Origin of the sequence: Streptomyces sp. IMTB 2501, from assembly GCF_001953885.1 — a bacterium.
In the GTDB taxonomy this organism is placed as follows: Bacteria; Actinomycetota; Actinomycetes; order Streptomycetales; family Streptomycetaceae; genus Streptomyces.
Window position 1 is genome coordinate 462317 of record NZ_MQUS01000002.1, and the last position, 13897, is coordinate 476213.

The 13897-nt window shown below is 69.9% G+C and carries 12 protein-coding genes and 3 pseudogenes; 7 read left to right on the forward strand and 8 right to left on the reverse strand.

Annotation, left to right across the window (positions count from 1 at the left end; genetic code table 11):
* Nucleotides 1-236 precede the first annotated feature (236 nt).
* Nucleotides 237-1811, forward strand: coding sequence for a multicopper oxidase family protein (locus tag AV521_RS06290; RefSeq protein WP_179022870.1), 1575 nt, complete (start codon nucleotides 237-239; stop codon nucleotides 1809-1811).
* Between the two features lie 561 nt (nucleotides 1812-2372).
* Here the strand turns inward: AV521_RS06290 and AV521_RS06295 are convergent.
* Nucleotides 2373-2579: pseudogene (locus tag AV521_RS06295) on the reverse strand (transposase); the annotation flags it as partial.
* Nucleotide 2580: 1 nt separating this feature from the next.
* On the opposite strand from AV521_RS06295, the pseudogene AV521_RS06300 reads away from it, so the two are divergent.
* A pseudogene (locus AV521_RS06300) lies at nucleotides 2581-2865 on the forward strand (transposase); the annotation flags it as partial.
* Between the two features lie 162 nt (nucleotides 2866-3027).
* Here AV521_RS06300 and AV521_RS06305 read toward each other — a convergent pair.
* Together AV521_RS06305 and AV521_RS06310 are read right to left on the reverse strand one after the other, a co-directional pair.
* Nucleotides 3028-3798, reverse strand: coding sequence for an IS5/IS1182 family transposase (locus AV521_RS06305; protein ID WP_076084602.1), 771 nt, complete (start codon nucleotides 3796-3798; stop codon nucleotides 3028-3030).
* 12 nt (nucleotides 3799-3810) lie between these two features.
* A complete protein-coding gene (locus AV521_RS06310) occupies nucleotides 3811-4227 on the reverse strand; it encodes a hypothetical protein (protein ID WP_256725451.1) in 417 nt (138 codons plus the stop codon).
* Nucleotides 4228-4482: 255 nt separating this feature from the next.
* On the opposite strand from AV521_RS06310, the gene AV521_RS06315 reads away from it, so the two are divergent.
* On the forward strand, nucleotides 4483-5349 hold the full coding sequence (locus AV521_RS06315; RefSeq protein WP_076084604.1) for a universal stress protein: 867 nt from the start codon (nucleotides 4483-4485) through the stop codon (nucleotides 5347-5349).
* 98 nt (nucleotides 5350-5447) lie between these two features.
* Here AV521_RS06315 and AV521_RS06320 read toward each other — a convergent pair whose 3' ends face one another.
* From AV521_RS06320 to AV521_RS06330, 3 genes are all read right to left on the reverse strand, one after another.
* Nucleotides 5448-6668: a DUF4032 domain-containing protein gene (locus AV521_RS06320; RefSeq protein ID WP_076084606.1), complete on the reverse strand. Its 1221-nt coding sequence runs from the start codon at nucleotides 6666-6668 to the stop codon at nucleotides 5448-5450.
* 31 nt (nucleotides 6669-6699) lie between these two features.
* Complete coding sequence (locus AV521_RS06325) at nucleotides 6700-7446, reverse strand: MBL fold metallo-hydrolase (RefSeq protein WP_076084609.1); 747 nt, start codon at nucleotides 7444-7446, stop codon at nucleotides 6700-6702.
* Nucleotides 7447-7531: 85 nt separating this feature from the next.
* Nucleotides 7532-8161: an alpha-ketoglutarate-dependent dioxygenase AlkB gene (locus AV521_RS06330; RefSeq protein ID WP_076084612.1), complete on the reverse strand. Its 630-nt coding sequence runs from the start codon at nucleotides 8159-8161 to the stop codon at nucleotides 7532-7534.
* Between the two features lie 134 nt (nucleotides 8162-8295).
* On the opposite strand from AV521_RS06330, the gene AV521_RS06335 reads away from it, so the two are divergent.
* Nucleotides 8296-8916, forward strand: a complete 621-nt coding sequence (locus AV521_RS06335) for a TetR/AcrR family transcriptional regulator (protein WP_076084755.1) — start codon at nucleotides 8296-8298, stop codon at nucleotides 8914-8916.
* Between the two features lie 85 nt (nucleotides 8917-9001).
* Nucleotides 9002-10675: an FAD-binding dehydrogenase gene (locus AV521_RS06340; protein ID WP_076084614.1), complete on the forward strand. Its 1674-nt coding sequence runs from the start codon at nucleotides 9002-9004 to the stop codon at nucleotides 10673-10675.
* 3 nt (nucleotides 10676-10678) lie between these two features.
* Here the strand turns inward: AV521_RS06340 and AV521_RS06345 are convergent, their stop codons facing one another.
* A complete protein-coding gene (locus tag AV521_RS06345) occupies nucleotides 10679-11026 on the reverse strand; it encodes a DUF488 domain-containing protein (RefSeq protein ID WP_076084616.1) in 348 nt (115 codons plus the stop codon).
* A 201-nt stretch (nucleotides 11027-11227) separates the two neighbouring features.
* On the opposite strand from AV521_RS06345, the gene AV521_RS06350 reads away from it, so the two are divergent.
* On the forward strand, nucleotides 11228-12646 hold the full coding sequence (locus tag AV521_RS06350) for a M1 family metallopeptidase (RefSeq protein ID WP_076084618.1): 1419 nt from the start codon (nucleotides 11228-11230) through the stop codon (nucleotides 12644-12646).
* Between the two features lie 219 nt (nucleotides 12647-12865).
* Here the strand turns inward: AV521_RS06350 and AV521_RS49125 are convergent, their stop codons facing one another.
* A complete protein-coding gene (locus AV521_RS49125; protein ID WP_179022831.1) occupies nucleotides 12866-13138 on the reverse strand; it encodes a hypothetical protein in 273 nt (90 codons plus the stop codon).
* On the opposite strand from AV521_RS49125, the pseudogene AV521_RS06355 reads away from it, so the two are divergent.
* Nucleotides 13035-13875: pseudogene (locus tag AV521_RS06355) on the forward strand (sensor histidine kinase); the annotation flags it as partial. The gene AV521_RS49125 and the pseudogene AV521_RS06355 sit on opposite strands and share 104 nt — an antisense overlap.
* Nucleotides 13876-13897 lie beyond the last annotated feature (22 nt).

A 13897-nucleotide genomic window follows, 5' to 3' on the forward strand; every position in this document is an offset into this window, starting at 1 on the left:
TCAATTCAACGCGCCGACGGCGTGCGAGGACCGGAAACGCTTTGTGGGAGGTTTGCTTGATTTGGGCGGCATTACATCACCAGCGCTGGTGGTTTGGCAGACACCTGGTGTGGCAACACCTCCTGGCATGCCTCACCAGTATGGCGCTGGTCGGGGCCGGGCCGCTCATGGCGACTGGGTCATTCGCGGCACCCGCAATGGCCTCTGCGAATACATCCTGCGGCCCCTCGCCCGGAGTGACGCCTTTCACCGATCAAGTGCGGCAGCCGCCTGTTGCGGCACCAGACGCGGAAAACCACTACACAGTCACGGTGGGTGTGCATAACACGCACAGATTCAGCAGCGCGTGGGGGCCGACGAAGACGCTGGGCTACAGCACGGCCAACGCCATAGTGGACTACCTCGGACCGACCATCGTCACCCAGCAGCACCGTCCGATCAAGGTGCGGTTCATCAACAACCTGCCGGCAGCCGGCACGGCCGTTTTCCCGTTCGACCAGCCCAACAACACCATCACCACACACCGCCATGGCGGTCTCCAGTCTGTGGCAAGCGACGGCCCCCCACTGCCCAACGGAGTGGAAGTCCCACCAGGTGGATCACAGACGCAGGACTATCCGAACAACCAGGCCGCGGCGCCCTTGTGGTACCACGACCATGCCGATGCGCATGCCTCATACCACGTCTATGAGGGCTTGGCAGGGCTGGCGCCCAACACCGACAAGCTTGAGTCGTCGTTTGGGCTACCCCTGGGCGATTTCGCCAAGTCCTACGTACTCCAGGACAAGTCGTTCAACGCCGACTACTCACTGTGCTACACCCACGCCGACCCGGAGTTCTTCGGCGACCGCCCAGTGATCAATGGGACCATCGCACCCAAGCAGAACGTGGAGCCAAGACGCTACACCTTCACCCTGGTCAACGGATCGGACTCCCGCTTCTACCACCTCAGCCTCCGACAGGTTGCCGGATCTGCCTCGGCCGCGCCGACAATGATCGTGGTCGGCAATGACGAGGGCTACCTACTGCATCCCGCGCGGGTCAGCGACCTGCTCATCGCGCCCGGAGAGCGTTACCAGGCGGTTGTCGACTTCACCAGCCACAACGGCCAGCAGTGGGTGTTGGCCAACGACGCTTCTGCGCCCTACCCGGGACCTGACACAGCACCGCTGATTCCTGAGCTGATGCGATTCGACGTCTGCTCCGAGGTGACGTCTCCGGATCATTCACGGGTACCGAAGACAATCCGGGAGGCCAACAACGCCGAGCCGCTCGCCAGCAAGTTGGCGCAGGCTCGCCTCCGAACGGTCCAGGCCGGCGAGAATACGCCTGGTGTGACCCAGATGGGGGACAAGAACCAGCTGCTCAATTATTTCGACCCGCCTACCGAGACTCCTCAACTCGGCTCCACGGAAGTCTGGGCCATGCGCAACCACAGTCCCGACGCGCATCCCTTCCATGAACACATCGCCGAACTCCGGCTGATCGGAAGATGGCACGTCGGGCAGCCGGATACCACCGGAAAGCCCGTACCCGGTACTATCGGCCCCTTCGAACCGGCAGCCGCCTACGAATCCGGTCCCAAGGATACCTTTGTATCCCCACCGGACTACATCACTGCCTGGGTCGGCAAATACACCATCCCGGGAATTTCGGTCTGGCACTGTCACATCCTCTCCCACGAGGATGGCTCGTCAACGGGCGGCACTATCGAGATGATGCGCCCCCTCGCCGTTGGCTCGAAGCCGCAAGTCCAACTACCCCGCGTACTCACGCAGGAACGATTGGACCAGCTGGTGCGCCAGCCGTAGCGGGGAGTCACACCTTCACCGCCGCCTCGTCCGCGGCTGCTTCCACGCCCGCCACGTCCGCTACACCACCCAGTAGGCAAAACATCACGGATCTCGGATCAGGCGGGCAGCACCGGCCTGAAGCACCCGTCACGGCATCTGCCGCGCAGCCCGGCTGCGGCTTCGCAAACACGACACAGTGTGAGCGCTGCCTGGTCACCCGTCGGACGGCATACCCAATCCACCTGTACACATGTAGAGCAGACTCTTCCTTTGGACCGGCACGGGGGTGACGGAGCGTCAGCAAACTCCTGATGTTGCCTTTTCCCTGCGAGTCAGCCGTGTTTTCCGATCCTCTGAGTTCGCTCTGAGGGTGTTGATGCAGTCTTGAACAGCAGGTGAGAGATCACCTAATAGGACTCCGTTAGGTCTTCCGGTTCGAGCTGTTCCTGGGCACGTTGGATGTGTGGATGCACATGAAGTGAAGCGTGTACGGGCCAGGTTGGCGTTATACGTGGCTGATGTGTTCGCCTCGGTGCCGCGCAAGGACCAACGGGCCAAGAGCGACTGCTACCTGCGGGGACTGATGCTGGACGGCATTCTTCCGTCCTTGCGCACCGACACGTCGTCGATCACCCAGGCCGTCGGGGCGATGAGCGGCAGCATGCGTTCGCAGATCCGACGCTGCACCGGCACGGGATCCCAGGTGGACTGGTTCACGAACTGCTGCAGGTTCTGCTCGTTGCCGTCCGGCAGCCGAGCGGCCATGGCCTGGATCGACTTGCGGCGGGAGACTCCCATCGATTACTGGCTGTCCAGCCTGCCGGCAGACACCCCGATCGCCGACCTGGTCCGCCTGGCCAAAGTCCGCTGGCGCATCGAACACGACTACCGAGAACTCAAGCACGGTCTGGGCCTGGACCACTTCGAAGGCCGTTCCTGGCCGGGCTGGCACCACCACGTCACCCTCGTGACCGCAGCCCACGCCTTCCTCACCGAACAACGGCCGGCCCCAAAAGTCCCCGGGCCGGGCTCACTCTCCACCAGATCCTCGACGCCCTCCAAGACGTCCTGAGGTGCTGGACCGGCATCTGCACCACCTGTCACCAACCCCTGCCCAGCAGGACACACACAACACCAAGATCAAGACAGACCTAACGGAGTCCTACTAAAGGCTGTCCCGCAAATGATCTTTGAGTCGGCATAGACAAGGCTGTGTGATGTGCGGCCTGCTCGCTCAGCCGGCGAGGGCGAGGTTAGGCAGGCGGGCGATGCCGAGCATTGCATGGTGGACGCCGTCGCCTTTGAGACGGCAGTCGCGGAGGATCTTCCAGCCCTTCATCCGGGCGAAGGCGTGCTCGACACGGGTGCGGATCTTGCGATGAGAGACGTTGTGTTCCTCTTTCCAGGCCGGGAGTTCGGCCTGACCTTTCGCCCGGCGGTGTGGAATGACCAGGCCGGTTCCCTGGTAGCCGCCGTCCGCGATCACCGTGGTTCTGCCGACTGCGTCCTTGGCGCCGGAAAGTCCCCATGCCTTGCAGTCGTTCCGGTTGCCCGGCACCGGTCGCCCGACGGCGACGACGAGCCGTGTGTCTGCGTCGATGACGACCTGGTGGTTGGTGGAGTATTGATAGCTCTTCGACCGCTCGGCGATGGTGTGGTCGCGGGTGGGGACAAGGGTGCCGTCCGCGATGAGCACGGTGTCCTTGCGGAATCGCTTGCGCTGTCGGAACGCGAGCGACGGCCCGAGGTCGTCGATGATGCGGTCGGCAGCCGATTTCGACACCCCGAACAGCGGTGCCAGCTGCCGCAGGGTGAGGTTCGTGCGCCAGTACGCGGCGACCAGCAGGACTCGGTCTTCCAGCGGCAGGCTCCAGGGCCGGCCCTTGCGGACCGGGTCCGCGCCCTCGCGCCGCAACGCGGTGATCAACTTGCCGAACTGACGCGGGCTCAACCCGGTGAACGGGGCTATCCAGGACGGCTCGGACGCCGTGATCACACAAGCCACAGCAAGATCGTCTCACTGAGGTGTGGCGGGCTCCCCGTCTGCCCGTCGGTGGCCCGGCCACATGTCGGCGTACGCGGCGTCCATGAACTGGACCTGCGGCCCGCGCAACGCGAACGCATCGGCTGTCTCGCCTCGCGCCGCCTCAGCGAGGCGCAACGCATAACGATAGGTAGCGCCCCGCAAGGGTTCGCTCCTGGCTGCCAAGTCGATCTCCGCCTGGGCGAGCCACAGGTCATCGAGGAGTTGGCCGAGCGCGGGACCGGCCGTGGTGCCGCCGCCGTCCGGTCCCGTGAGCGCCGCCTTCTCCACCTGCAACGCAATGCTCACGAACTTCAGAACCGCGTCCTTGAGCTGAGCCCGGTGGGCGGCTGATTCCTGCACTTCGAGCTGCCGGGTGCTCGCGCGCGAGACGAGGTACTGACCAAACAACGATCCACCCGCGCCGAGCGCAACTCCTGCGAGAGACAACAACGCCGGCCCCAAGGTTCCCCAAGATCCCATGGCTGGAGTCTCTCAGCATCGGTCCGGCCCGTGAGAAGGGCGGGGATGTAGGCCGGGGGCCCTGGTCAGGCCCGGCGCTCACGCGGGCCGGATCTCGTACTCGGCGTCGGTTTCCGCGGTCGTGGCGCGGCCGCGAGATGATCATTTCCGCGAGACACGCCGCGACGACGAGGAGGCCCACGCATGACACGCCCGATCATGGCAGGGGTGGACGGCACCGAGGAGAGCCTCGCCGCGCTGGACTGGGCCGGCCGGGAGGCCGTACGGCGTGGGCTGCCGCTGCGCGTGATGCACGCCTGGCGCTACGCCGAGTCGCTCGCCACCGCCGACCGGGACACCCAGCACGCATGGGTGTCGGAGGGCGTCGCGGAGGCCGTGCGCGCCGTCTCCGAGCGGCATCCGGGGCTGGAGGTGAGCGTCGACGTGGTCGAGGGCGAGCCCGCGCACGCGCTGGCCCGCGCGGCGGCACAGGCCGAGCTGCTGGTGCTCGGCTCGCGCGGGCACGGTCCGGTCATCGGGTTCCTGGTCGGCTCGGTCGGACAGCAGGTGATCGCCGAGGCGACCCGGCCGGTGGTCCTGGTGCGCGCCGGGGACCAGGCTGCGGCGGAGGCGGCCGGGCGGGACGTCGTCGTCGGTCAGCACGGCGATCCCGAGGACAGCGCGGCAACGCTGCGGTTCGCCTTCGAGACGGCGGCGGCGCGCGGAGCCACCGTCCGGGCCGTACGGGCGTGGACCCTGCCGCCGGTCTTCGCCTACAGCCCCGGCTCGCTCAAGCTGCTGGACGACGTGGGGGGTCTGGAGCCGTACGAGAGGCAGGCGCTGGCCGAGGCGCTGCGGCCCTGGCGGCAGCGGTTCCCCGGCGTGCCCGTGGCCGAGCACGTCGAGATGGGCAGCGCGGGCCAGGTGCTGCTGTCGATGGCCGGCCGGGCCCAGTTGATGGTCGTCGGCCGCCGCTCGCACCGTCTGGCCGTGGGCGCCCGGGTCGGTTCGGTCGCGCACGGGGTGCTGCACCATGCCGACTGCCCGGTAGCCGTGGTCCCGCACGACTGACGCCGGGGCCTGTCCGGCGGATCAGGTCGCGGGAAATCGACGACAACGCCGCGGAGTGGGTGTGCCCCCGCGTCTGCGGCAGGATCGCCGGACAGGCCCTAGTCCGGCTCGGTCCGTGTCCCGGGCAGGACGTTCTCGATGTAGTCCTTGACGGCGGTGTCGAGGCCGATGTCCTGCTGTGCGTGTTCGGACAGGTACCAGCGGTGTTCGAGGAGCTGGTGGTAGATCTCGGCCGGGTCCATGGCGCCGCGCAGCTCGGGCGGCACGGCCCGCACGGTGGGCCGGAACACGTCCCGCACCCAGCGGTGGGCCAGCACCTCCGGGCGCGCGGCCAGGGGATCGCCGGGCGCGTAGTCGTCCTGCGTGGCCATCCAGCTCTCCAGGTCGCCGAGCAGCCGGCGCGCCTGGTTCTCCTCGGTGTCCAGGCCGGTCAGCCGCAGCAGCTGACGCTGGTGGTGCCCGGCGTCGACGACCTTCGGCACGAAGGTGACGGTGTCGCCGGTGGAGGAGTGTTCGATCTGCATCTCGGCGACGTCGAAGCCGAGTTCGTTCAGACGGCGGATCCGGCGCTCGATGTAGTGGTACTTGCCCGCCGGGTACACCGAGGTGCGGGTCAGCTCCTGCCACAGCCTCTGGTACCGGGTGCAGATCTCGTGCCCGAACTCGACCGGGTCCACGGACGGGTGCAGCGCGCCGGAGGCCTCCAGGTCGAGGAGCTCCCCGCTGATGTTCACCCGGGCCAGATCCAGGTCGTACTCCCGCTGCCCGGGGCTCAGCCGGGGATGCAGTTCCCCGGTCTCGGCGTCGACCAGATAGGCGGCGAAGGCGCCCGCGTCCCGCCGGAAGAGGGTGTTGGACAGCGAGCAGTCGCCCCAGGCGAACCCGGCGAGGTGCAGCCGGACCAGCAGCACGGCCAGGGCGTCCATCAGCCGGTGCATGGTCGCCGGGCGCATGGTCGTCTCGAACATCGAGCGGTACGGCATCGAGCCGCGCAGATGCCGGGTGATCAGGACCGGCTCCAGCGGGGCGCCCGCGCGGCCGGTGCGGCCGGTGACCACCGCGAGCGGGTCGACGGCGGGGATGCCGAGCCGGTCGAGGTCGCGCAGCAGCCCGTACTCGCGCAGCGCGGGCCGCTCGGCCAGTTCCTTGACGGCGATCACCTCGTCACCGGCGTGCGCGTATCGCACCACGTGCCGCGAGATGCCCCTCGGCAGCGGCACGAGGTACTCCTCCGGCCACTTCTCCAGGGGCACGTCCCAGGGCAGGGCGAGCAGGAGCGTGGGGTGCTCCGGGTTCGTGGCGCTGATCTGCAAGGCCATGGCACGAACCCTAAGGCCCCGCCCCGGAGTTCTAGGAGGCCCTTTCCCGGGCCTGCTCGGCCGCCGCGCGCACCGAACCCCGGTGGACCGGGCCGTGTCCCGGCAGCAGGGTGTCGCCGTCGAGCGCGCCGATCACCGCCAGCGAGTCCACGACCCGGGCCCGCTCGTGCTGGAAGAAGTCGAGCAGGATCTGCGGTCCCTGGACCCGCGAGGTCGCGTGCCCGCTGACCAGCGCGTCACCGGAGATCACGATGCCCGCCCCGGGGAGGTGGTAGACGCAGTGGCCGTCCGTGTGGCCGGGGGTGTGGACGGGCACGGGGCGGCCGGGCAGGTCCAGCGGGCCCTCGCCCGGGAACGGCTCGGGCGCGGTGACGGGGTTGTGGTCGGTGCCGCCGACCTTGAGGACGTGCCGCGCCCATGACACGACACCGGGCCGCCAGGCGTTGCGCACCACGTCGCCGATGGTGGCCTGCTGCAGGAAATCCCGCCGCGCGTGCGGCACTTCGGCCGGGTGCAGATAGACGGGGGTGCCGTGGGTGGTGCGCAGGTACTCCGCCGAGCCCAGATGGTCGTTGTGCGCGTGTGTGATCAGGACGGCGGCGACCGCCTCCGGTGAACTGCCCACCGCGGCCAGGGACTCCAGGACTCCTTCCCGGTCCCCGGGGTAGCCGGTGTCCACGAGTGTGACGGCGTCGCCGTCCTTGAGGATCACCCAGTTGACGTGGTTGCCGTGCACCAGGAAGGTGCCGTCGGCGACTTGGTGTACCTCTGCCCGCATGATCTCCCCGAGCGCTGTGCGGCTGACCGTCGGGGACAGCCAACCAGATCCGCCGGCGCCGCGCACCAGGGGGTGACCCGATACCTCAGCGCACGCCGTGCGGCCGGAACTGGATGCTGATGCGAGGACCGGTGGCCCGCGTGGTCTTCGGTACGCAGTGCTCCCAGGTGCGCTGGCAGGAGCCGCCCATCACGATCAGATCGCCGTGCCCGAGCGGCCGTCGCACCGTCGAGGCGCCTCCGCCGGCCGGACGCAGCAGCAGATCCCGGGGTGCGCCGACGGAGAGGATCGCGACCATCGTGTCCTCGCGGGCGGCTCTCCCGCCCCGGTCCCCGTGCCAGGCGACGCTGTCCCGGCCGTCGCGGTAGTAGCACAGCCCGGCGGTGGTGAACGGCTCGCCGAGTTCCTCGGCGTAGTGCCGGGACAGGGCGTCGCGGGCCTCGTCCAGCACCGGATGCGGGAGCGAGTCGTGCGCCGCGCAGAAGGCCAGCAGGCGCGGTACGGCCACCACGTTGTCGTACATCTTGCGGCGCTCGGCACGCCACGGCACGTCCGCCGCCAGCTTCTCGAACAGCGCGTCGGCCCCGCTCAGCCAGGCCGGCAGGACGTCGATCCAGGCGCCGGAGCCCAGCTCGGTCCGGCGCAGCGCGTCGAGGGGGCCCAGGCACAGCTCGTCGGTCTGGTCGAACAGCGGGCCCTGCAGTTGCGTGGACATGAGTCCAGCGTACCCCTTAATCGAAAATCTGTTCCCATTTGATTGAAGCTGCGGGCGTGCCGGGGGGGTGCGAGTCCTCTTTCGATACATCTTCGTATCGGATACATTCACGTATCGAAAAGGGAGGTGCGGTGGTGGAAGACACCCCCAAGCGCGTCACCCGACGCCGGGCCGCCACCCGGGCGAGGCTGCTGGAAGCCGCGTTCGACGTGTTCGCGGCCAGGGGCTTCGGGCGTGTGTCCATCGAGGAGATCTGCGAAGCGGCCGGCTTCAGCCGCGGTGCGTTCTACTCGAACTTCGCGACGCTGGACGAGCTGTTCTTCGCGCTCTACCAGGAACGCGCCGATCTCATCGCCTCCCAGGTGGCCGAGGCGCTCGCCCAGGACGGCCCCGGACTCGACGTGCCGGCCTCCGTGGACCGGGTCACCGAGGTGCTGCTGCTCGACGTGGACTGGCTGCTGGTCAAGACCGACTTCCTGGTGCACGCCGCCCGCGACCCGGAGGTCGCCCGGGCTCTCCTCGACCACCGCGCCCGGCTCCGGGAGGCGATCGCCGACCGGCTGCGCCGGGCCCGCGGCCACACCGAACTGCCCACCGTGCTCGGTGACGTGCAGGGCGCCGCACACGCCGTGGTCGCCGCGTACGACGGCGTCACCGTCCAGCTGCTGCTGGACAGGGACGTCCAGGCCGCACGGGCCTGGCTGGGGCAGCTGCTCACCGCTCTGCTCACGGACGGCAGCCGCAGCCCCGCATGACCCCGCACACCCCTGCATGACCCGTGCAGCCCCGCATGACCCCGTACGACCCCGCATGAGGACCCTCAGGAAGGACACAGTCACGATGGACGCGGATGTCATCGTCGTCGGAGCGGGCCTCGCCGGCCTGGTCGCGGCGCACGAACTCACCAGCCGGGGCCGCCGGGTGGCCCTGGTCGACCAGGAGAACGCCGCCAACCTCGGCGGACAGGCGTACTGGTCCTTCGGCGGGCTCTTCCTCGTCGGCTCCCCGGAGCAGCGCCGCTTCGGCATCAAGGACTCCTTCGACCTCGCCTGGAACGACTGGCAGGGCAGCGCGCGGTTCGACCGGCTCGACGACGAGGACTCCTGGGCCGTGCGCTGGGCCCGCGCCTACGTCGAGTTCGCGGCCGGCGAGAAGCGTTCCTGGCTCCGCGGCCACGGTATCGAGTTGCTGCCGACCGTCGGCTGGGCCGAGCGCGGCGACCTCAGGGCGGGCGGCCACGGAAACTCCGTGCCCCGCTTCCACATCGCCTGGGGGACCGGCACCGGCGTGGTCGAACCCTTCGTGCGCCACGCCCGCCAGGCCGCCCGGGAGGGACTGCTGACCTTCTACCACCGCCACCAGGTCGACGAGCTGGTCATCGAGGGCGGCGCGGCCCGCGGGGTGCGCGGCACCGTGCTGGCCGAGGACCGCTCGCCGCGCGGTGTCTCCTCCAGCCGCGAACGCGTCGGCGACTTCGCACTCACCGCCCAGGCGGTCGTCGTCACCAGCGGCGGCATCGGCGCGAACCACGACATCGTCCGGCGCTACTGGCCCGAGCGGCTCGGCACCCCGCCGGCCGAGATGGTCACCGGCGTCCCGGCCTACGTCGACGGCCGGATGCTGGACATCAGCGCCGAGGCGGGCGTCCGCCTGGTCAACCGGGACCGCATGTGGCACTACACCGAGGGCCTGCAGAACTGGGACCCGGTCTGGCCCGGCCACGGCATCCGCATCCTGCCCGGCCCGTCCTCCATCTGGCTGGACGCCCTCGGCCGCCGCCTCCCCGACCCCTGCCTGCCGGGGTACGACACCCTCAACACCCTCAAGTACCTGCGCACCACCGAGGACATCGCCGGGTACGACCACTCGTGGTTCATCCTCACCCGGAAGATCATCGAGAAGGAGTTCGCGCTCTCGGGCTCCGAGCAGAACCCGGACATCACCGCCAAGGACCGCAAAGCCGTGCTGCGGGACCGGCTGCTCGGCACGGGCGCGCCCGCACCGGTGCAGGCCTTCGTCGACAAGGGCGCGGACTTCGTGACCGCGGGCAGCCTGGAACAGCTGGTCGGGAAGATGAACGCGCTGACCGACAAGCCGCTGCTGGACCCGGCCGAGGTGCGCCGCCAGATCGAGGCCCGAGACCTGCAGCTCACCAACCCCTACAGCAAGGACTCCCAGATCCAGGGCATCCGCAACGCCCGCCGCTACATCGGCGACCGGCTCGGCCGGGTCGCCACCCCGCACCGCATCCTCGACCCGGCCGCGGGCCCCCTCATCGGCGTCCGCCTGCATGTGCTGACCCGCAAGACCCTCGGCGGCATCCAGACCGACCTCGACTCCCGTGCCCTCGCCGCCGACGGCACGCCGATCGACGGGCTGTACGCGGCGGGCGAGGTGGCCGGTTTCGGCGGCGGCGGTGTGCACGGCTACAACGCGCTGGAGGGCACCTTCCTCGGCGGCTGCCTGTTCTCGGGCCGGTCGGCGGGCCGGCACGCGGCCCGGCACGCGGGCTGACGGTCAGCTCTTCAGCAGCTCCGCCAGCACCTGGGCGTGACTCTCCTCGGGCGTCTTCGACGCCGTGAGCAGGGTCACCCGGCCCTTGCCCACCGACCTCCTGAGGCCGTCGAGCAGTTCGGCGGCCTCGGGGGCGTCGAGTTCCGCCTCGTAACGGCGGCGGAACTCCTCGTACGCGCCGCCACTGTGGTACCACTTGCGCAGCTCGGTGGAGGGCGTGAGCCCCTTGGGCCACTCGTCGACGTGTGCCTCGTCCTTGGCGAGGCCACGCGGCCACAGCCGGTCGACCAGTACACGCCGGCCGTCGTCGGGCTCGGGCGGTTCGTAGATCCGGCGTACACGCACACTCACGGTCGTCACTCTCCCTCGGGACGGCGGACGGACGGTTCTGTGAGCGTACGTCGGCGAGCCCTCTCTCCCCGGGCGACGACGCGGCCAGACTTGACCTGAATGAGACGCGGCGAGACTTGACCTGAATGTGGGGGAGTCCGGCACACCGGCGCGCCTAGTCTGTCGGCCAGACGATCACCAGCCACCTCCCGAGGAGCGCCCGTGACGCGACCCCGCAGACAGCCCGCGCGGCGCTGTGGCGTCGGCCTGCGCCGCGTCGCCACCCTCCCCGTCGCCGTGGCGGTACTCATCGGCGCCGCCTGGCCCACGGCGGCCGACACGACCGGCGCACCCGGAGCGGGCGACCCGTATTTCCCGCTCAGCGGCAACGGCGGCTACCACGTCCGGCACTACGACCTGGCGCTCCGTTACGACACCTCCTCCCGGCACCTCGACGGCAAGGCCGTGCTCACCGCCCGCGCCACCCAGAACCTCAGCCGCTTCGACCTCGACCTCCAGGGCCTGAAGGTCACCGGCGTCACCGTCGACGGCGCGCCGGCGGCCTTCCGGCGCGTCGGCCAGGAACTCGTCGTCACCTCGCGCCACACCCTGCGCACGGGCCGGAACTTCCGGGTCACCGTCGCCTACAACGGCACCCCGAAGCCGGTCACCGACCCCGACGGCAGCATGGACGGCTGGATCCCCACCGACCACGGCGCCTTCGTCGCGGGCGAACCGCAGGGCGCGATGACCTGGTTCCCGGCGAACAACCACCCCAAGGACAAGGCGTCGTACGACTTCACCATCACCGTCCCGCAGGGGTGCACGGCCGTCGCCAACGGCGTTCTGCGCGGACAGAGCACCACACACGGTCGTACGACCTTCCGCTGGCGCGAGACCCAGCCGATGGCCTCCTACCTCGCCACCGCGACCGTCGGAAACTTCCAGGTCGAGCAGTACACCACCCACGACGGCATCCATGTGTACAACGCCGTCGACCCGCGCGAGGCGAGCGCGGCCGCCCCGGTGCTGAAGCAGCTGCCGTCCGTCCTCGAATGGGAGAGCGAGCTGTTCGGGCCGTACCCGTACCGCTCCGCCGGGTCGATCGTCGACCACGTCCCGGACGTCGGCTACGCCCTGGAGACCCAGACCCGGCCGCTCTACAACTCCGCGCCCGACCTGAACACCCTCGTCCACGAGAACGCCCACCAGTGGTTCGGCGACTCCGTCTCGCTGACCTCCTGGAAGGACATCTGGCTCAACGAGGGCTTCGCCACCTACACCGAATGGCTGTACGCCGAGCAGCACGACGGCGACAGCGCCCAGGAGACCTTCGACGCCGACTACGCCCGCCCGGCGAACGACCCGCTGTGGGCCTACCCGCCGGGTGATCCCGGCAGCGGCAAGAACATCTTCGGCACACCCGTCTACCTCCGCGCCGCCATGACCCTGCACGAACTGCGCAAGGCCGTCGGCGACGGGGACTTCTTCCGGATCCTGCGCGCCTGGACGGCCGGACACCGCGACGGCCACGGTACGACGGCCCAGTTCGTGCGGCTCGCCGAGAAAACCTCGGGGAAGCGACTGGCCGGGCTGTTCCACACGTGGCTGTACGCGAAGGGCAAGCCCAACAGCGCCTGAACCCTGACCGGTTCCAAACAAGTGTCGGCCAGGGGCGACACCATGATCCACCGCAGAACCGCCGTCGCGCTCCTCACCTCCCCGCTGCTGCTCACCGGCGGCGGAGCCGCAGCGGGCGAGCGCCGGACACCCCCTCCCGCCGGGCCGCCCCCTGAGGCGGCCGAGGCGGCGCAGGCGTCCCCGCGCATACCCGGCCTCGGCCCCGCGCGGTCCGCGGCGCTACCCGAGTGCTGCGAGCAGGCCGTCGTCGTCACCGGGCGCGCCGAGAACTCCCCGCTCTCCACGGCCGCCCTCCACGAACGCACCGCCACCGGCTGGCAGCCGGGCGCCACCTGGCCCGCCCACATCGCGCTGCACGGCTGCAGCGCCCTCCACACGCTCGGCGACCGCTGTCCGGCTGGTCCGGCCGCTGCGCGCGCTGGCCGAGGCCGCGGGGGCGCCGCCCGAACCGCACGTCCGGGTGCCGGTGACCACCCGGGACGAGACCGGCATCCTCGCCGAGGCCTTCAACGACCAACCGAGCGCCGCGAACGCCTGGAGGCCCAGCGCAAGGCCATGGTCAGCGACATCTCGCACAACTGCGCAGCCCGCTCACCAACATCCGCGGCTGGCTGGAGGTCGTCCGCGACGGCGTCGTCGAGCCCGCCCCGCCCCTGCTGGACTCGCTGCACGAGGAGGCGCTCGTCCTCCATCGGATCACCGACGACCTGCAGGACCTCGCCGCAGCCGACGCCGGCACCCTGCGGCTGCGTCGCGAGCCGCTGCGCGCCGGTGACCTGCTCGACCAGATCGCCGATGCCCACCGGCTCGCAGCCAGAGCCGTCGGCGTCGCCCTGCGCACCGAGGCCGACGACGCGGCCTGGCTGGACGCCGACCCGGTACGGATGCGGCAGGCTCTCGGGAACCTGGTCTCCAACGCGCTGCGGCACATCCCGGCCGACGGCGCGGTCACGCTCGCCGGCCACCGGGACGGCACGGACGTCGTTCTCATCGTCACCGGCACCGGGGCGGGTATCGCACCGCAGGACCTGCCACACGTCTTCGAGCGGTTCTGGCACGCCGAGAAGTCCCGCAGCCGCCGCACCGGGGGCAGCGGCCTGGGCCTGCCGATCGTGCGGCACCTGGTCGCCGCCCACGGCGGCACGGCCGACGCCGCGGGCGAGCCCGGCGAGGGCGCGGTCCTCACCCTGCGGCTGCCCGCCGCCGAACCACCCGGCGACGAACCCTGACGGCCCACGGCGGGCCACAGGG